We start from the raw sequence: 19,207 nt of genomic DNA on the forward strand, positions 1-19,207 counted from the left end.
CTTGGTTTGGGGAACAACGGCTCAATGATTTTGTACTGCTCTTTCGTTAGTTCCATAGAGTGGCATTTTACTGACTTTTACGTGAACAGGCCCTAATAAGCTCAATGCAGGAAAGCTTTGGCAGACCAATATCGATAATTGCCAGATCGTAGGGATACTCGCGACCGTAGAACAGCCCCTCCTCACCATCCGGGGCAGCATCCACGCTATAGCCCTTCTCACGCAGCTGTTCGCCGAGTTGCTCACGCAGGGCCTGTTCGTCTTCCACAATCAGCAGTCGCATCTGCAGATCCCTTAAACGCCGGTTTCCGGGAGAGGCATCGATCCTGAAGCGCTTTACCCGGCCATCATCGGTCAGCACACGGATCACGTGAACAGGCTGTCCATCCACCCGGCGGGTCTCAGCTGACAGCACCCGGGCTCCGGTTTCACGCCGGACCCGTTCCACCTCACGATCGAGAGAGTGGTTGCCTGCAGGCTCCTCGACCCTGCGCTCAGAACCCCTTTCCTTGAATGGAGAGAAGCGCTGGGCCAGGGCCTGCTGTGATACCAGCAGGCTGCTGATCAGAATTCCCAGAAGTATCCACTTTGCCCTGTTCACGCCTCATACCTCGTATTCAATGCTTACCTCAGCAGCATCAGTACCGGATGTGTGCCGGTTTCACCGATACCCTGACATCGATCCACTTACCCGGGTGATGATCAGTGTAGGTATGGAATATCTTCCCATTGTACTTGTATTTGACCTTGCAGCCGACCAGCTCTTCCTGCTCGGTGTAATGGTCAACAATTTCGCATCTGCGCTCGGTCGTAGCGTAGCCTCTAGTGTGCCTCTTACTCAAATCGTTTCCAACAGACGCGCCCAGTGCCGCACCGGCCACGGTCATCACCTTCTTACCGGTGCCCTTGCCGAACTGGTTTCCGATGGCGCCACCGATAATGGCACCTGCAATGGAGGGCGTGTAAGAGTCGCTGTGACTGCGTCCACGGTGATAGACCCGCTCGTTCCAGCACTGCTCTTCGGGATGGTTGACACGAACCGTCTCGTAGATGGGCTTGGCTTTGATCACGCGTGCACGATCGGTATAACTGTTGTCAGCCTGGCTGGACATGGAGACTGCCATCAAGCCAACCGCAATAAGGGCAACTGTTTTTTCATGGTCTTTTCCTCATCTGTTTGCCGTTGTGGCAGGGGCATCCCCTACCCTCTGCCTACAGATTAGTGATCACAGCCTGAACCTAAACTGAACAGGTTGACCCCCGTTGCCCCAGGGACTAAGTTGTTCATTCTTACTGAACCTGTGACGCACCTCTACCCTGGGGGGGGGGGGGTTTCTCCTGCTGGCGGGTTCCGTTTCCGCCGCAGACAAAAAAGCCCCGGCACCCACCCAGGTGGTCGCCGCCATCGTGGAAGAGCGGGAGATAACAGAAACCAACCGCATCGTGGGGGTTATCGACTTTGACCGCATTTCAGAGGTTTCCGGCGAAATCAGCGGGTTGATTACCGAACAGAGGGCAATAGAGGGGGAAGTGGTTCAGCAGGGCGAACCTCTGGTCACCCTGAACACCGATCTACTGCTCAAGGACATGGACATCAAGCGCAGGGAGCACGCCCAGGTCAACGCCGACCTGGAGAAGACAAGTCGCACGGTCAAACGCCTGGAGAAGCTGCTGAAGAATAACTCGGCGAGCCGCCAGGCCTACGACGACGCCCGTTTCGACTACCGCGCACTGCAGCAGAAGAGCGAAACCCTCGAGCAGGAGCTGCAGCGTCTGACACTGCAGATCGAGAAGAGCACCGTACGCGCGCCCTTTACCGGCATCGTGCTTGAAAAGCTGAAAGAACAGGGAGAGTGGCTGGCGCCCGGAACCCCGGTATGCCGGCTTGCTTCCACGGACGGCGTGATTGTAAAAGTAGCCATCTCGGAAAACCTGGTCCGCTACCAGCAACCGGGACAGCAGGTGACGCTGACGATCAGCGCATTGAATCAGCAACTGCTGGGTGAAGTTGCCGGCTTCGTGCCTGAACTGGACCTGCGCAGCAAGAGCGCGCTGCTGAAAATCGCCCTGCCCTATCAGCCCGGCATGCTGCAGAACATGTCGGTGGTGGCGGAGGTGAGTTCGAGCGAAAAGCGCCTGCTTCGGCTGGTTCCCCGGGACGCCCTGGTTCGCCTCAAGGGCAAGGATTTCGTCTATACCGTCAAGGAGAACAGGGCCAAGCTTCTGCCCATAGATATTGTCGCCCGAACCACTGACACCCTGGGCGTGGCTGAATCGCCGGTCACTGCGGGGATGGTGGTCATCGTCGACGGCAATGACCGCCTGCGCCCCGACCAGGGCGTAACGGTCATCAAACGCTAGGGGCGGACGCATGGATCTCGTCAATCTCTCGATCCGGCAGCCGGTCTCCACCTTTGCCGCGGTGATCCTGGTGATGCTGTTCGGCCTGATCGGGCTCAGCCGTCTGCCCATCCAGCTGACTCCCGACGTGGAGGCACCCAAGATCAACGTTCAGACCAACTGGCCCGGATCCAGTCCCTACGAGATCGAAAAAGAGATTATCGAAAAGCAGGAAGAGGTTCTGAAGAGCGTCACCGGCCTGACCGTGATGGAGAGTTCCAGTTACAACAACTACGGCACCGTCAACCTGACCTTCAAGGTCGGCACCGACCTCAACGATGCCATGGTGCGGGTAACCAACAAGCTCAACGAGGTGCCCCGCTATCCTGAAAACGCTGACAAGCCGGTTGTGAGCACTTCCAGCGCCGAAAACTCACCCATTATCTGGCTGATGCTGAAGACGCTGTCAGGTGACCCGGAGCGGATAAAGACCTATCGCACCTTTTTCGAAGACGAGGTGCGACACGTTTTGGAGCGCGTTCCCGGCGTGGGCTCGCTGTTCGTCTTTGGCGGTACCGAAAAACGGCTGGAGATTACCGTTGCTCCTGAACGCCTCGCAGACCACCGCATCGCCCTGGGTAAAGTGATCGAACGTGTGCGCAGCGCCAACAGCAACGTCTCCGCGGGCACCCTGGGGGTTTCGAAGCGCAACTACAGAATACGCACCACCAGCCAGTTTCAATCACCTGAAGATGCCAGCCAACTGCTGCTCAGCGACGACGGACTGCGTCGCATCTACCTGGGTGATGTGGCAACGGTTGATTTCGGATACGCCGCCACCCCCCCTGCAGTGTTGCACAACGGACAGCCGATGATCGTGGTCGGCGTCAGGAAAGAGGCCGGCGCCAACGTGCTCGAACTCACCGCGGAGATGCGCCAAACGGTGGATGGCCTGAACAGTGGACTGCTCGTTGAGAATGGACTCTTTTTTGACTGGGTGTACGACCAGACCCCCTACATCAACACGGCCATCAGCACCGTCCAGAGGAACCTGATGATCGGTGGCACCCTGGCCATTACGGTTCTGCTGCTGTTTCTACGCTCTGTGAGTTCCACCCTCACCGTTGCCATCGCCATTCCCATCTCGGTGATGGGTACCTTCTTCTTCATGTACCTGTTCGAGCGCAACATCAACGTCATCAGCCTGGCAGGCATCACTTTCGCTGTTGGCATGCTGGTGGACAACTCCATCGTGGTACTGGAGAACATCGACCGCCACCGCCGCATGGGAAAATCCCCCTTCAAGGCCTCCTATGACGGCGCACGTGAAGTGTGGGGCGCAGTCCTGGCCTCCACCATCACCACCGTTGCCGTATTCCTGCCGGTCATCTTCATCGAAGAGGAGGCAGGACAGCTGTTTCGCGATATCGCCATCGCCATCACTTTCTCGATCCTGATCAGCCTGTTCGTCTCGGTTTCTGTAATCCCTGCCATAACCAACAAGTTTTACAACATGTCCAGGCGCAAGGTTAAGGCCAGGATAGCCACTGAGCACGATGGCAATGCCTTCGTGCGTACGATCATGAAACTCTCCCGTGTGACCCGCAGAAACACGCTCAGCCGCCTGCTTACCATTGCCGGCTTCACTGCAGCTGCTGTTTTGGTGGTGATGGTACTGATTCCCAAGGCGGAATACCTTCCCCAGGGCAATCGCAACCTCATACTCAATATCCTGGTGCCACCCCCCGGTTACTCTGAGACCAAGCGACAGGAGATCGGTAACTACATCTTTACCCAGGTTGCTCCTCACCTGGAGGAAGATGGCAAAGATGGCGTACCCCAGATAGAGAACATCTTCTATGTTGCATCCGATGCAGTAACCCTTTTTGGTGGCACCAGTGTCCATCCCGACAGGGCACGCGACATGATGCCGCTGTTCACACGGGTGATGAACTCAATTCCAGACATGTTTGGCGTCAGTATCCAGCGCGGTATTTTCGAATCCGGTATAGGCCAGGGAAGAACCGTCGACGTCAATCTCTCGGGAAGTGACACCAACCAGATCGTGGCATCGGCCCGGGCACTATTTGGCGCTCTCAAACAGGAGATACCAAACGCACAAGTGCGACCTGTCCCCTCCCTGGAGATCAGCTACCCGGAAGCCAACCTGGTACCAAACCGTTCCCGGGTAGTGGCCAACGGCCTCACCGAGAGTGAATTGGGCACCTATGTCGATGTGCTGATGGATGGGCGCAAGATTGGCGAGTTCAAACCTGACGGCACAAAGGTTATGGACATGGTGGTTAAAAGCAGTTCCCAGGCAGTGGAGGCCCCCGAGGACCTCCTTGAGAGTGTCATTGCGAGTCCCTACGGCAGCCTGATCCGGGTGGGCGACCTGGGCGAACTCAGTTACGGCCACGGCATGACACAGATCGACCACCTCGAGCGCAAACGAAACATCCGCCTGGAGGTTACCCCACCTGACTCCCTGGCACTGCAGTCAGCCATGGAGCTGATTGCCGACAAGCTGGTCCCGGAATTGGAAAAAGGAGGAAAACTCGAAAACATCCAGGTGACAATCGGCGGCAATGCGGACAAATTGACCGAAACCCGACTGGCACTGCAGTGGAACTTCCTCCTCGCCATTGTTATCACCTATCTGCTGATGTCGGCACTGTTCGGTAACTACATCTACCCTCTCATCATCATGCTCTCTGTACCCCTGGCTGCTGCAGGGGGATTCATTGGACTGGCCCTGGTCGACCAGCTGCTCGCAGCGCAGCCATTTGACATCCTGGTCATGCTCGGCTTCATCATCCTGGTGGGCACAGTGGTAAACAACGCAATCCTCATCGTTCACCAGGCCCTTAACAACCTGAGATATGAAGGGATGGAGGGAACGGCTGCCATTACTCACTCGGTACGTACCCGCATACGCCCCATCTTCATGAGCACCACCACCAGCCTGTTCGGATTATTGCCATTGGTGCTTGCCCAGGGTTCAGGCACCGAACTTTACCGCGGCCTCGGCAGTGTAATCCTGGGGGGGCTTGCACTCTCCACGTTGCTTACGCTCTTCGTCATACCTGCGCTGCTGAGCTTCCTGATAGGCTATGAAAAGGTAAAGGAAGTGACACCGGAGTAAACGGCTATTGAAATTGAGCCACCCCAAGCCCATATTGAATGAATTCCGGGCCACACCTGGCACACACAGTGGCCTTTGAAGAGATACAGAGATCAAGAAATATATTTTTGGGAGTAGACATGCCGTACTTCATCTACCGGATAGAGACAGACAAAACACTGGAACAGCTGGAGACTTTCCCCAAATACCGGGATGCGATAGAGAAAGCGAGAGAACTGAGAGCTGCTCAAACAGCCGGCGAAACTGCCACGGTCAAGATCATCTTCGCGCAGAACCCAACCGAAGCAGAGCGTTTGCTGCTGACCCCCCGGGAGGCACCTGTTGAGGGTGACGACTAGACTCCCCCTCTAAAGCAGTCCATCCTCTGTTCATCAAGCCGTGAAGCTTACTATAGATGTGCATGTATGCAGACACATCACGACGAGGGATTTTTATTCTTCTTTTTATTCGGGACTGTTAAGTTCTTTGACCAACTCTATACTAATTATCTAAACTTCCGTTTAGGGCAGAACCCTGACCAATATCTTGCTGTCGCAGTTTCAGCGTGAGCCAACCGAATAATCAGAGAAGGATCTTCTATGAAAAGTTCGCCGACCAAAAATAACCTTGGTCGACCACAATCTAACAATCCCCGCTTGGTTAGCGAGTGCAGGGACATCGCCCTTGTCTATCTCAACACCCAGATGACAGAAATGTTCGAGCAGATGGAACCTGCAATGCTCGACTTTGCTGAAATGGCAGAAACCAACCAAAGCCAGCTAAGGTTTGTCGAAGCCATCAATATAGTCAAAGCACAACGCGAAAGCGTCGAGCACAAATTCAGAGAAGAGATTACCCGGGGGTTCAAGGAGTTCCTTCAAGGCAAACCCATTACATACCCGGTAGATGTTGTAGAGAAAAACGCCCAGATCGAACTCGATATCGTCGAGTATGATGATCTCGAGCAGCGCATCGCCATTCAGAACATCGTATCAAAGGCCCACAACAAGTGGTTCAAGGAAATCTATGCCCTTCGTCAGCGGCTCTCCATGCTGCGGGGAGGAAAAAAGCTGCCTGAAGAGGACATACCGGCTGGGCCTGCACATATCGCCTCTGCTTTCCAGATCGCTTCAGACCTGTTTGATCTTGAGCAGGACAAACTCCTCATTCTCTACGCATTGTTCGACAAATTTGTCCTGACCGAATCCGGAACCATTTTTGAAAGCATCAACTCCAGGCTGATCGATGCCGGTATCTTCCCCAACTTCAAGGTCGATATCGAGATAAATCCCCGCACCGGCGAGATCAGGGAGAAGAAGAAAACCGGCAGCGGGTTCGAACCATCAGCTAAGGAAGCTGCTGGTGGCACCGGAAAGGGTAAAGGAGAAGGCGAAGGTGGCGGTTCCCAGAGCCTCGGCGACGAACTGTTCGACAACATCCGCTCCATGCTTAAATCCAAGCGCAAATCGGATCCCCGGTACAAGGATCATCCGGACTTCAATCCGGCAGCTGCCAATGTGCAGATGATCGAAACGCCCGCACTGGCAAGCGCCATCACCAACGTTCAGCCCAAACAGAGCGCATCCTATCTTCCTGAAGCCAACAGTGAAGGCGAACTACCCCAAACGGTGGAGCTCGACCAAAATCTCATCCAGGAGGTTCGCCAGACCCTGGTCGCTGAACGGGAACGGCTCTTCACAGAGGTAGACAGAAACAAGATCCCCTCCGCCGACCTGGACACCATTGAGATGGTAGGCATGTTGTTCGAGGAGGTACTGAACGAAAAACACCTGCCAAACATTGCCAAGGCGCTGATCAGCCATCTGCATACCCCTATCCTGAAAGTCGCGGTTATTGATCACAAGTTCCTGGTGGATAACAGCCACATCTCCAGGCGACTGATCAACCTGATGGTGGACAGCGGTACGCAATGGATCGATGAGGAAGACCTGCGAAAAGGCATCTACTACCCGATGCAGGACCTGATCAAGAAAATTCTTGCTAAATTCAAAGAGGATAACCTCGGCGTCTTTGATGAGGCTTATGAAAGCCTCGACAAGCGAATCAGCGACCTGGTTCAGAAAGCGCACATAGTTGAGACCCGAACCCAGGAAGCCTCACGGGGCCGCGAACGCCTTGAGAGTGCAAGATCCCGAGCCCACCATGCAATCGAGAAAAAACTGGGCGACCGCAGCATTCCTCATGCCCTGGACCGTTTTCTGAACCATGCCTGGCTCGACAAGCTGATTCTCATGCTGCTTCGCGACCCTGATGTTGAACAGACCAGGGAATGGAGTGACGCCATGGTGGTGGTTGATAAGGTCATCTGGTGTTTTGACGCCTGCACAGACCCTGAGACCCACGGCCAGCTCCCTATCGCCATCAAGGAGCTGAAAACACTCGTTGAAGAGGGGCTCATGACCCTCGGCGAATATCACCAGCCTGACAGCGACGAACTGTTCAGCATGCTTCAATCCTATGCCGATAAAACGGTGGAAGAGGCAGCACCCAGCATTCGCAAAGACGCCAAGGATGCTGCATCACCAAAAGCTGTAGCCCGAACACGCTCCAAGCCCCTGAGTGGAAAAGAGAAGGAGATCCTGGAGGAACTCAAAGAGTTGGAATTCGGAACATGGTTTGAACTGGATGACACCAGCGGTAACTCCTATCGGGTCAAACTCTCATGGCTCAGCCCGGTAACCAGAAAATGCATGTTCGTTGACAGTTCCGGCGTACAGTCATCCGTGATCCCCATCGACAGCCTGGCGCGCAAAATGGGTGCTGGCCAGGCAAGAGTCATCGAACAGCACAAGGTACCCTTCGTCGACCGTGCAATGGAGACGATCAAGAACATTCTCGGCAAAGCTCTTGGAATTCAGCAGGCACCAGCATGACAGATTTCGATCAATACGCGGAACACCGCGCCACTCAACGCAAGGCGGTTCAGGATCGGATTGGTGTCATCGACATCTTGTCTGGCGAGGAGATCGGCCATCTAGCCAATATCTCCCTTGGCGGTTTCATGCTGATCACAGACCGTCACCTGGACCTGAACGCCCTATACCAGTTTCGGCTTACACTCACCTCACCCATCAATGGCGCCAGCAACGTCGATCTTGGTGCAGAGAGCCTCTGGTGCCAGGGAACTACTGTTGCAGATACATCGTGGGTCGGTTTCCATATCATCGACATTTCCGACGAGAACTCCGCGATCATCGGTGAACTGATCGACTCCTGGAAAGGCTGACAACTCTCCAATCCGATAACTGCAAAGCGGGCTCGACACTACGCCCCCATGCTAAACTGCCCCAATGCCGCAGATCTCCGTCCTTCTCCCCTTCCGAAACATGGAACAGACCCTCGATGAGTGCCTGGCCTCCATAAACGGACAAACTCTGAAAGATTACGAATTGCTGGCTGTCAACGACCACTCCACAGACGGGTCCAGGGCCCTCGTTGCCAACCTTGCAGCCAACGACTCGAGAATCAGGCTCTTCGATAACAAGGGCAATGGCCTGGTTGACGCGCTCAATCATGGACTCTCCAAGGCCAGGACAGGTCTTGTCGCGCGAATGGATGGCGACGACGTCATGCATCCCCGCCGCCTGGAGCGACAATTCGAGCACATGCAGCATCATCCGGAGGTGGCGCTGCTGGGCTGTGCCACCCGGCTGTTTCCAGAACACGTAATTCTCAATGGCTATCGTGAATACATCCGTTGGCAGAACAGCTGCAACACACCTGAGCAGATTGCGGATGAGATCTATATCGAGTCTCCCTTTGCCCATCCTGGCGTGGTATTCAGAAAACAGATTGTCGAACGTCTCGGGGGCTATCGTGACGGCCCTTTTCCCGAAGACTACGAGCTGTGGCTTCGCCTGCACCGTGCCGGCTACCGCATGGCAAAGTTGCCGGAGATCCTGTTGGACTGGCGCGAATACCCCAGCCGCACCTCGCGGGTTGACCTCCGCTACAGCCGCGATGCCTTCGACCGGTTAAGGGCGGATTACCTGTCCCGCGAGCACCGGTTACTGAAGAAACGGGACTGCCTGGCCATCTGGGGAGCTGGAAGAAAGACGCGCAAACGCTGCAAACCGCTGCTGCAGAAAGGTTTCAAACCCATTGCCTGGATCGATATCGACCCGAAGAAGATTGGCAACCGGTTGGAGGGTGTGCCTGTTGTGGACCCGGGATGGCTCGGGGAGACAATGCCAAAACCCTATGTTCTGGTCTACGTGGCCAATCACGGCGCCCGTGAGCTGATTGCACGAGACCTGCACAGGTTTGGTTACAAGCGGGGAACAGACTACCTGATGGTGGGTTAGGGGTTAGGTACCGCGAACAGCGCCTTACAGTGACGCCCGGTTGTCGCGATAGAAGGAGAGCACCTTGGTCACATACCCCTGGGTCTCCGGATACGGTGGCACCTGATTGCCGTACTTGATCACCGCATTCTCTCCGGCATTGTAGGCGGCGAGAGCGAGTCGCAAGTCGTTCTTGAACAATTTGAGCAGATCACTGAGGTAGCGCACTCCCCCTTCGATATTGGATCGCGGATCCCAGCTGTCCTTCACGCCATAACGGCGGGCGGTCTCCGGCATCAGCTGCATCAAACCAATGGCGCCTGCCCGCGATACCGCCTTGGGATCATAGGCCGACTCGGCCCTGATCACTGCATGCAGCAATTCGGGTTTCAGCCTGCTTTCCCGCGCCGCAACCATGATCATCGGCGTGAAACGCTGACGGTTCTGCTCCATCTTCGAGGCGTCCATGCGCGCAGCCCTGCGGGGCTTCCGGTCGGGCCCCGAACGCCATAGCATGGTGTAGTTTGGTCCACGCATGGGGCGGTCGGTGAAGTAGAGATTACCCGCCCTGTCCTCATACTTGTAAACCTCGGCCATGAGCGGCTGGCACAGCAACACGAAGCTGGCTGACAGCAGCCACACTACACGCTTAGCCGTTACCGATTTACGCACACGCATCCCCTTTGGGAAAGTTCAAACCCATACCAGGAATAATAGACCCTAAACGCCTGTAATTTAAGGAACCCTTTAACGTCCACAGCACTTTTTAAATTTCTTACCGCTGCCGCAGGGACAGGGGTCATTTCGCCCCACCTTCGGTCCTTCATGGACCTGGGTTTCCGGCAGCACCATCTTTCCATCAACGAAGTACCAGCGCCCCTGGTCTTTCTTGAAGCTACTCATCTCATGGTGGCGACGCACCATGCCCTTTTCCTTGAAGGTGGCGATAAACTCCACCTTACCCTCTTCGTCCCCCTCGCCACCGGCTTCGATGGAGACGATCTCCAGGCCCATCCAGTCAGACTGCTCCGCCCAACGTCGGGTAGCCGCAGCATCATGATCGTGGCGGTGAGCTGGGTGCAGACTCTCGGTAAGAAAATCGACGGCGCCGGTTACGAATGCACAGTAGCGCGAACGCATTAGTACCTCGGCCGTGGGCGCAGACACCTCGCCGGAAAGCACAGGACCACAACAGGCATCTAACGCCTTGCCTGAACCGCAGGGACATTGGGACATAAATCAAACCTCTTTTCTTCTTAAACCCGCATACCAGAGGGATTTATTAAAACCGGGCAGACCTTAGCACGTCATGAGGCGGTTTGACTACGCTATTTCAGATACGGCAACCCGCCTACCCGGGAGTTTGAAGGAGAGGAGAAATGCAAGTGAGAGGAAGATCACGGACCCCGCCAGGCAACCCTGAAGCCCCCAGAGCTGGTATATGCCTCCGGACAGCATAGTCCCCACCAATCGGCCGCCTGCATTGGCCATGTAATAGAAGCCCACGTTCATGGCCACCTTGTCCTGATCCGAATAGGAGAGGATGAGAAAGGAGTGAACAGCCGAGTTGATCGCGAATACCGCTCCGAACAGGGCCAGTCCGACGACCAGCAGCAGTTCCCGCTCCATGCCGGCATAGAACCCTGCGGAGATGACAGCGGTGACCATCACCAGCCCCCCTACCCAGAGCCTTGCGGTCACGCCGTCCGGCCCCTGGTCGTGGTGGCTATGGCGCAACAGCTTCGGCGCCAGGGCCTGGATGATACCGTAGCCGATAATCCACAGTGCCATGTAACTGCCCACTGCCGTATGCCCCCACCCCAGTTCCGACACGAAAAAGACCGGCAACCCCACGACAAACCAGATATCCCTCGCCCCGAAGAGGAAGAAGCGTGCAGCAGAGAGCCAGTTGATCTCAGTGGTCTTGGAGAGAATCTGGGTGAACTTGGCCTTTGACTTTGAACGCCCCATGCTGCCGGGGAGCAGAACCATGGTGAGCAGCATAAGCGCGAACAAGCTGCCCGCCAGCACCAGCAGGGCGCCCTGGAAACCGATCAGTGCCAGCAGGAAACCGCCCAGAAAGTAGCCGGCCCCCTTCAGGGAGTTCTTGGAACCCGTTAGTACCGCCACCCACTTGAACAGCCGTCCCTGGACATTCTCAGGCAGCATCAGTTTCACACTCGCCTTGGCGCTCATCTTGTTGAGATCCTTGGCGATACCCGACAGCGCCTGGGCGAACATCACGTAGCCCACCGAGAGCCAAGTCGGGTCCACCGCAAGCATAGCCAGCGCCACCACCTGCAGCCCCATGCCGGAATAGAGGGTGAAGCTGAGTCCTACCCGGCTACCTATCCAGCCACCCACCAGGTTGGTGACCACGCCGAAGAACTCGTAGAAGAGAAACAGGAAGGCGATATCCAGGGGACTGTACCCCAGCTGGTGAAAATAGAGCACCACCAGCATCCTGATGGCCCCGTCGGTGACGGTAAAACCCCAGTAGGCTCCTGTAATAACGAAGTAGTTTCTCAACGATGCAGCACTCTCTGCCATTCAGCCATCCTCACAAAGCAGCAGTCCAAGGTCAACAGGCGCAGCGACAAGGGACGATGACTTGTCACTGTACAAGTGGCCACCAGTGAAGTTTACAGCAGGCGTGCTACAACAACGTTTCGAACAGGTACTCGAACCAGATGATATTCGGCAGAAGAGGTATAGGCTAACTGAGAAGCCTCGTAGGAGCGGCGCCTAGCCGCGATCTGACCTGACCCAGGCTGGGGTGTGAGGTATTTACCGCCTGATCGGGCCAAGGCAGCCCTCCCACAAATCGGATGAAAAGGTAACAGTCCGGCACTTCGTCAGTTGTTTTCGGCGAGTGCCTCGTCGCGTATGCTCTTCCAGTTTCTCAGTCGGCTCTGGATCAGCAGCATGCCGTCGAAATAGGGCACGACCTTGTTGCGCTTGATGATACTCCTGCCCTCTGGACCCAAGGCGAACTTGATGAACCTGTCTGCCTCATCGCTGTCTTCCGACCGGCTGTTGTCAGATGCACCTTGCAGCCCGGAAGACGGAAAGCGCTTCAACTAACGAGTGGGCCATGGGGATAATTCGGTATGCTTCGGAGTTACGCTAACGGCTCGTTACAACCCCAACTCCTTCCACCGCTTCTCGAGCCTTTTCAGTGATATTGGATAAGCCGTCTTGAGCTCCTGTGCAAAGTAGGAAACCCGAAGCTCCTCGAAAGCCCAGCGCAGTTCTTCGATGCGCTCATCGGTCTTGCCGTTTCTGCGACACTTTTCGTCCCACTGCTGCCACCGCTGGTAAAGCCCCTGGTACTCGCGCAGCATTTGCTGATCCCTGGCGGCGGCATGTCCCAGCTTGTCCAGGCGCCGCTCAAGCGCTTTCAGGTAGCGTGCCAGGTGCTTGAGCTGGGCATAGGGGGTGTACTGTAGGAAACCCTGGAACACCAAACGGTCGAGCTGTGTCTTCATATCGGCGATGGATGTCATCCAGTTGATCTGGGTGGCCCCAGAGAGTGCTTTACGCAGCTTCTGGTATTCCTCCAGGATCTCACCGCTGATCCTGACCGCCTCGTGGGCGTTGGCCATCAATTCGCCCTTGCACTCCTCGATGCGCTGCTTGAAGGTCTCGGCATCCCGCACCGGGGGCTGCTCCTCCAGGAAGGTGAGATCAACCACCAGGGCCACCAATTCCCGCTCCAGGTCCGGCTTGCCTTTGCCTCCAAGTCCCTTGGGGGGCCGTGGCGACCTTGGCGTACTGCAGGCGCATCCGTTCCAGCCCCGGCAGGTTGCGCCGCAGGTAACGCATATCTGCAGAGAGCTTGAGCATAAAGAGCCTGCGCAAGCCCTCGTGCATGGCACGACGGGCGTTCTGCTCCGAATCGAGCACCCGGATAGCTACCGAGTCTCCCCGGTCCACCAGGGCAGGAAAACCCCTGAGCTTGATACTGCTGCGTTTCATCTCGATGCTTTCCGGCAGGGGGCCGAAATCCCAGTCGATGATCCCTTCACGCTCCAGTCCGCTATCCGGGAGCTTGTGATAACTCTCACCGCCTTTGCCGCCGTGTTTTCGCTTCAGGGCAGCGAGATCACGGTCTGCGGCGATACGTTTGCCCTTCTCGTCCAACACGTGGAAATTCATGCGCAGGTGATCGGGTACCGCATCCTCCTGCCAGGCATCTTCCGGTACATGCACACCGTTCATCGCCTTGAGCTGTTCGGAGAGCACCCTGATGAGCGGCACGTCTGAGGGCCCCATGGCCTTGATGCACTTGTCGGCATAGTCGGGGATGGGAACAAAGGATTTACGCAGGTTCTTGGGCAGGCTGCGCAGCAGTGCTACCACTCTCTCTCGCAACAGACCAGGCACCAGCCATTCGCAGCGCTCCTCGCTGATCTGGTTGAGAATTGTCTGGGGGATCTTCAGGGTTACACCGTCCGCTTTATGCCCTGGATCGGAATGATAGACCAGGGGCAACTGCATGCCATTCACGTCCAGGGTGCCGGGGAACTGCTCGTCGGAGACCAGTTCCTCCCGCCGCATCAGGTCTTCCTGGCGCATATGCAGCAGCTTCGACTGCTTTGCGGTCGCCTTGCGCAGCCACTGTTCGAACTGGGGCGTGCTGTAGATCCCCTCGGGAATGCGCTTATTGTAGAACTCGTAAATTGCCTGCTCGTCCACCAACAGGTCCCTGCGGCGGGACTTGTGCTCCAGGTCTTCGATGTACTCGATCAACTCCCGGTTATGGCGCCAGAAAGGGGCACGGGTATGGAAGTCCTGCTCCACCAGGGCGAAGCGGATGAAGATCTCCCGGGACTCTTCCGGGTTGATGGGACCGTAGTTGACCTTGCGTCGGGGCACGATGGCCAGGCCGAAAAGGATCTGCTTCTCGTAGGCTGCCACCTGCCCCCGGTTCTTCTCCCAGTGGGGCTCACTGTAACTGCGCTTGACCAGGTGACCGGCCACCGACTCGATCTACTCGGGCTTGACGCTTCCCACGGTGCGGGCATAAAGCCGGGTGGTCTCCACCAACTCTGCAGCCACCACCCACTTGGGCTGTTTCTTGAACAGTCCGGAGCCGGGGAAGATCATGAAGCGGCTGTTGCGCCCACCCAGGTAATCCCGGTCCTTGCCACCGGCCTTCAGGCCGATGTTACTCAACAGACCGGTGAGCACGCTGGTATGAATCTCCTCGTAACTCCCCTCGGCTTGGTTCTCCTTGTATCCCATCTCGTGAAGCTGGCCCCGCAACTGGTGATGGATATCGTGCCACTCCTGCACCCGGGTCCAGGAGATGAACCGGCTGCGGCAATAGATGCGGAACTTGCGTTTGCTGAGGTGGCGGCGCTGCTCTTCCAGGTGATCCCACATGTTGAGATAGCCGATGAAGTCCGACTCTTCACTGCGAAACCCCGCGTGGGCCTCGTCCGCCGCCTGCTGCTTGTCCATGGGTCGATCCCTTGGATCCTGCACACTCAGGGCGGCAGCAATCACCAGTACCTCGGTGAGACAATTTGCGTGGGTGGCGGCAAACAGCATACGGCCGATACGCGGGTCCACCGGCAGTCTTGCCAGCTGTTTCCCGATACGTGTCACCTTGCGTTGGCCATCTACCGCACCGATCTCTTCCAGTACCCGGTAGCCATCCTTGATCAGGCGGTTGTCAGGCGGATCGACGAAGGGGAAAGTCTCTATATCGCCGAAGCCCAGGATCTTCATCTGCAGAATCACCGAGGCGAGATTGGTGCGCTGAATTTCCGGCTCGGTGAACTCCGCCCGGGACTCGAAATCCTCTTCCGAAAAGAGCCGAATACATATACCCGCCGCCACGCGACCGCAGCGCCCCTTTCGCTGGTTGGCACTGGCCTGGGAGATACGCTCCACTGGCAGGCGCTGTACCTTGCTGCGATGGCTGTAACGGCTGATGCGTGCGAAACCGGCATCGATCACGTAACGAATGCCGGGTACTGTCAGGGAAGTCTCCGCCACGTTGGTTGCCAGTACGATGCGCCGGATACCGCTGGGTTTAAAGATGCGTGCCTGTTCCGCAGGTCCGAGCCGGGCGTAGAGCGGCAACACCTCGGTCAACTGCAGTTTGTGTTTTCGAAGCACCCCGGCAGTCTCGCGGATCTCCCGCTCGCCACTGAGAAAAACCAGGACATCTCCCCTGTCCACCCGGCTGAGTTCATCGATAGCAGCCACGATGGCCTGCTGCATCGGTTCGTCACGTTCACCGCCCCCTCCTCTTCCGGTGGACGATAGCGCAGCTCGACAGGATAGGTGCGACCGGAGACATTGATGATGGGGGCGCCCTGGAAATGTTCCGCGAAACGCTCTGGGTCGATGGTAGCCGAGGTGATGATGACCTTCAGATCGGGGCGTTTTGGCAGCAACTGCTTGAGATAGCCCAGGAGGAAATCAATGTTGAGGCTGCGCTCATGGGCCTCGTCGATAATCAGGGTATCGTACTCGTTAAGGAAGCGATCCTGCTGTATCTCAGCCAGCAGCATACCGTCGGTCATGAGCTTGATATGGGTTTCAGGCCTGACATGATCGTGGAATCGCACCTTGTAGCCCACCGATGTACCCATCTCGCAATCGAGTTCGGTCGAAATGCGAAATGCCAGTGAACGAGCCGCAATACGCCGGGGCTGGGTATGCCCGATGCGGCCGTAGACACTTCGCCCGAGAGCCAGGCAGATCTTTGGTAGCTGGGTGGACTTGCCTGAGCCGGTCTCACCGCACAGCACAATCACCTGGTTATCGCGAATCAGTTCGGCGATCTCCTCCCACTTCTCGCTGATCGACAGCTCCATGGGGAAAGAGGGTTCGGGTAGCGTCTCCTGACGGAGATGTGCCAGGGTCTTCGATGCATCAATCTGTTGGGTAAGACGTTCCTGCCCCTGGTCGAATGGCTTACCCTCTTTACTGGCGCTGCTTCAAACCGGAAAGACGCCGCCTGAAGCCATGCCGATCTTTCAGCATGCAGGCATCGATATCTTTCGGATTGGGAAGAGATTGCACAGCCACGAACATTACCAAGAACCAAAGAGGCGCTATTCTACAGATTCCTTGGTTTCCATGCTTTAAAACATAAAACGCCTGAAACCTTGCTGAATGTCACTCCTCTGCATTTTCAGACACCTATTATTCTCTGCTTAATATTCCCGTAACAACATGAATATATAAGGCTTTTCACACATTTACCTTTATTGTGGCAATCTATGCACGTGAGTCGTATGATTGTAGAGTCTGGGGGCGCAATTTGCCACCTGCTGCCTGAATAATTCGCGCACTTGGTTATTCGACAGTTTTTTATCTCTACAGTGCGTAATGGAATGAGACACAGATTAATGAATATCTACGTAGGAAATCTGTCATACCGCATGACAGACGATGAGTTAAGGAATGCATTTGCCGAGTTTGGTGCTGTCGACAGCGCAAAGATCATCATGGATCGCGATACCGGCCGCTCCAAGGGTTTTGGTTTTGTAGAGATGCCGAATCAGTCAGAAGCTGAAGAGGCAATCAAGACGCTCAACGATGCAGATGTAGGCGGCAGAAACCTGCGCGTCAACGAAGCACGCCCCAGAGAAGATCGTCCTCGCCGCGCTCGTCCCTAAGAACGCACGCGTGTTACAAGCGTAAACAAGGAGCGGTACTCCCGCTTTTTGTTTACTGCCCTGCACAGGGCTCACAACGCATCCCATCGGAGTTTTGATGAGATGTAATGGAGTTGTTGTTGCCCATCATTTAATCAAAGAAGCTATCGTCTCCCCTTTCTGGTACAATGCCACACATCCGACGCACTTTCGGTCAGCGCCACCGTCGTCCAGAGAGCATTCCGCTCTCCGATTCGATCCCAACAAAGAATTCCCGCCTGGACCGTAACAGGGCTCAATGCCGTGTCGGGCCGGATTCAGAGGTAATACCCAAACATGTCATTTGATTCTCTCGGCCTGTCGGCCGATATTCTGCGTGCCGTGGCTGAACAGGGCTACGACAAACCCACACCCATTCAACGCCAAGCCATTCCTGTCGTACTCCAGGGCCGGGACATCCTTGCCGGTGCCCAGACCGGCACCGGCAAGACCGCCGGATTCACCCTGCCGCTACTCGAGTTGCTGCACGAACACGCCCAAGGCAAGGGCCGCCGGCCGATTCGCGCCCTGGTGCTCACCCCTACGCGCGAACTGGCAGCCCAGGTGGGTGAAAGCGTGGAAACCTACGGCAAACACCTGCCCCTGCGCTCCACGGTCATCTTTGGCGGTGTGAAGATCAATCCGCAAATAGAAAAGTTGCGCCACGGCGTGGACATTCTCATCGCCACCCCCGGCCGCCTGCTGGACCATGCCCAGCAGAAGACCATCGACCTCTCCCACGTGGAGGTACTGGTACTGGATGAGGCGGACCGCATGCTCGATATGGGCTTTATTCACGACATCAAAAAGGTGCTAAAACTGTTGCCCCGGGAGCGCCAGAACCTGCTCTTCTCCGCCACCTATTCCAACGAGATCAAGCAACTGGCCAACGACCTGCTCAACAAACCGGAGCTGATCGAGGTGGCCCGCCGCAATACTGCAGCTGAGACCGTGGCCCAGGTGGTCTACCCGGTGGACAAGAAGCGCAAGCGTGAACTGCTCTCCCACATGATCGGCGCCAACAACTGGCAGCAGGTGCTGGTCTTCACCCGAACCAAGCACGGCGCCAACCGCCTGGCCCAGCAGTTGGAGAAGGATGGACTAAGTGCCGCCGCCATCCACGGCAACAAGAGCCAGGGCGCTCGCACCCGCGCATTGGCCGGGTTCAAGGCCAACGATATACGCGTACTGGTGGCCACCGACATAGCAGCCCGCGGCCTGGACATCGACCAGCTGCCCCACGTAGTCAATTACGAACTGCCTAATGTTCCTGAAGACTATGTGCACCGTATCGGCCGTACCGGTCGTGCCGGCAACGAAGGCGAGGCCGCCTCCCTGGTTTGCGTGGATGAACACAAACTGCTTCGGGATATCGAGCACCTGCTGAAGCGTGAAATCCCCAAGGAGGTCATCCCGGGATACGAAGTCGATCCCAGCATCAAGGCCGAACCGATTCAGAACGGCCGGGGCGGACACCAGCAACAGGGCAGAGGCAACCGCTCCGGAGGTCATCGCGAGACTGAGCACAAGCGCCCAAGGAGAGCCTCCAACAAGAAGCGCAGCCATAACCAGGCCCAACAGGGAGAGGAGAAGCGCAGTAAAGGACCTGCCTTTTCAGCCAAGCCTGACAAGCCCCAACGCAACAAGGCAAAACCCACAAACGCGAGCAGTGGGCGCCACTACAGCCCAAGACCCAAGCGGGAGAAAGCCGCACTGCTGGGTGGACGTTAACACCGTTGACCGATATGTGCCTTTGTAGGAGCGAACTTGTTCGCGAACAG

At 56.4% G+C, this 19,207-nt stretch carries 13 protein-coding genes and 2 pseudogenes; 8 read left to right on the forward strand and 7 right to left on the reverse strand.

Annotation, left to right across the window (positions count from 1 at the left end; genetic code table 11):
- Nucleotides 1–88: 88 nt before the first annotated feature.
- Both BOW53_RS08270 and BOW53_RS08275 read right to left on the reverse strand, forming a co-directional pair.
- Nucleotides 89–283, reverse strand: a pseudogene (locus BOW53_RS08270) (response regulator); the annotation flags it as partial.
- Between the two features lie 355 nt (nucleotides 284–638).
- A complete protein-coding gene (locus BOW53_RS08275) occupies nucleotides 639–1,127 on the reverse strand; it encodes a glycine zipper 2TM domain-containing protein (RefSeq protein ID WP_281254039.1) in 489 nt (162 codons plus the stop codon).
- A 265-nt stretch (nucleotides 1,128–1,392) separates the two neighbouring features.
- Here BOW53_RS08275 and BOW53_RS08280 point away from each other — a divergent pair, with 265 nt between their 5' ends.
- The 6 genes from BOW53_RS08280 to BOW53_RS08305 all read left to right on the forward strand — a co-directional run bounded on the left by BOW53_RS08280 (nucleotide 1,393) and on the right by BOW53_RS08305 (nucleotide 9,789).
- Complete coding sequence (locus BOW53_RS08280) at nucleotides 1,393–2,361, forward strand: efflux RND transporter periplasmic adaptor subunit (RefSeq protein ID WP_172838832.1); 969 nt, start codon at nucleotides 1,393–1,395, stop codon at nucleotides 2,359–2,361.
- Nucleotides 2,362–2,371: 10 nt separating this feature from the next.
- On the forward strand, nucleotides 2,372–5,485 hold the full coding sequence (locus BOW53_RS08285) for an efflux RND transporter permease subunit (protein WP_078487494.1): 3,114 nt from the start codon (nucleotides 2,372–2,374) through the stop codon (nucleotides 5,483–5,485).
- Nucleotides 5,486–5,604: 119 nt separating this feature from the next.
- Nucleotides 5,605–5,823 carry a hypothetical protein gene (locus BOW53_RS08290; protein WP_078487496.1) on the forward strand — a complete coding sequence of 73 codons (219 nt, stop codon included), beginning with the start codon at nucleotides 5,605–5,607 and terminating at the stop codon, nucleotides 5,821–5,823.
- A 240-nt stretch (nucleotides 5,824–6,063) separates the two neighbouring features.
- Nucleotides 6,064–8,358: a DUF1631 family protein gene (locus BOW53_RS08295; protein WP_078487498.1), complete on the forward strand. Its 2,295-nt coding sequence runs from the start codon at nucleotides 6,064–6,066 to the stop codon at nucleotides 8,356–8,358.
- Nucleotides 8,355–8,711 carry a PilZ domain-containing protein gene (locus BOW53_RS08300; protein WP_078487500.1) on the forward strand — a complete coding sequence of 119 codons (357 nt, stop codon included), beginning with the start codon at nucleotides 8,355–8,357 and terminating at the stop codon, nucleotides 8,709–8,711. The genes BOW53_RS08295 and BOW53_RS08300 overlap by 4 nt, the downstream gene beginning before the upstream one ends.
- 64 nt (nucleotides 8,712–8,775) lie before the next feature.
- A complete protein-coding gene (locus BOW53_RS08305) occupies nucleotides 8,776–9,789 on the forward strand; it encodes a glycosyltransferase family 2 protein (RefSeq protein WP_078487502.1) in 1,014 nt (337 codons plus the stop codon).
- A 24-nt stretch (nucleotides 9,790–9,813) separates the two neighbouring features.
- On the opposite strand, the gene BOW53_RS08310 is transcribed toward BOW53_RS08305, so the two are convergent.
- From BOW53_RS08310 to hrpA, 5 genes and pseudogenes are all read right to left on the reverse strand, one after another.
- Nucleotides 9,814–10,446 carry a lytic transglycosylase domain-containing protein gene (locus BOW53_RS08310; RefSeq protein WP_078487504.1) on the reverse strand — a complete coding sequence of 211 codons (633 nt, stop codon included), beginning with the start codon at nucleotides 10,444–10,446 and terminating at the stop codon, nucleotides 9,814–9,816.
- A gap of 69 nt (nucleotides 10,447–10,515) precedes the next feature.
- On the reverse strand, nucleotides 10,516–11,004 hold the full coding sequence (locus BOW53_RS08315) for a YchJ family protein (protein WP_078487506.1): 489 nt from the start codon (nucleotides 11,002–11,004) through the stop codon (nucleotides 10,516–10,518).
- A gap of 87 nt (nucleotides 11,005–11,091) precedes the next feature.
- Nucleotides 11,092–12,318: an organoarsenical effux MFS transporter ArsJ gene (gene arsJ, locus BOW53_RS08320; RefSeq protein ID WP_078487507.1), complete on the reverse strand. Its 1,227-nt coding sequence runs from the start codon at nucleotides 12,316–12,318 to the stop codon at nucleotides 11,092–11,094.
- A gap of 305 nt (nucleotides 12,319–12,623) precedes the next feature.
- A complete protein-coding gene (locus BOW53_RS08325; protein WP_078487509.1) occupies nucleotides 12,624–12,848 on the reverse strand; it encodes a hypothetical protein in 225 nt (74 codons plus the stop codon).
- 57 nt (nucleotides 12,849–12,905) lie between these two features.
- Nucleotides 12,906–16,770 (reverse strand): annotated as a pseudogene (gene hrpA / locus BOW53_RS13920) (ATP-dependent RNA helicase HrpA).
- A 368-nt stretch (nucleotides 16,771–17,138) separates the two neighbouring features.
- On the opposite strand from hrpA, the gene BOW53_RS08335 reads away from it, so the two are divergent.
- Nucleotides 17,139–17,408, forward strand: a complete 270-nt coding sequence (locus BOW53_RS08335) for an RNA recognition motif domain-containing protein (RefSeq protein WP_078487511.1) — start codon at nucleotides 17,139–17,141, stop codon at nucleotides 17,406–17,408.
- A gap of 315 nt (nucleotides 17,409–17,723) precedes the next feature.
- A complete protein-coding gene (gene rhlE / locus BOW53_RS08340; protein WP_078487513.1) occupies nucleotides 17,724–19,157 on the forward strand; it encodes an ATP-dependent RNA helicase RhlE in 1,434 nt (477 codons plus the stop codon).
- Nucleotides 19,158–19,207 lie beyond the last annotated feature (50 nt).

This window comes from Solemya velesiana gill symbiont, assembly GCF_002020805.1.
GTDB lineage: Bacteria > Pseudomonadota > Gammaproteobacteria > Chromatiales > Chromatiaceae > Sedimenticola_A.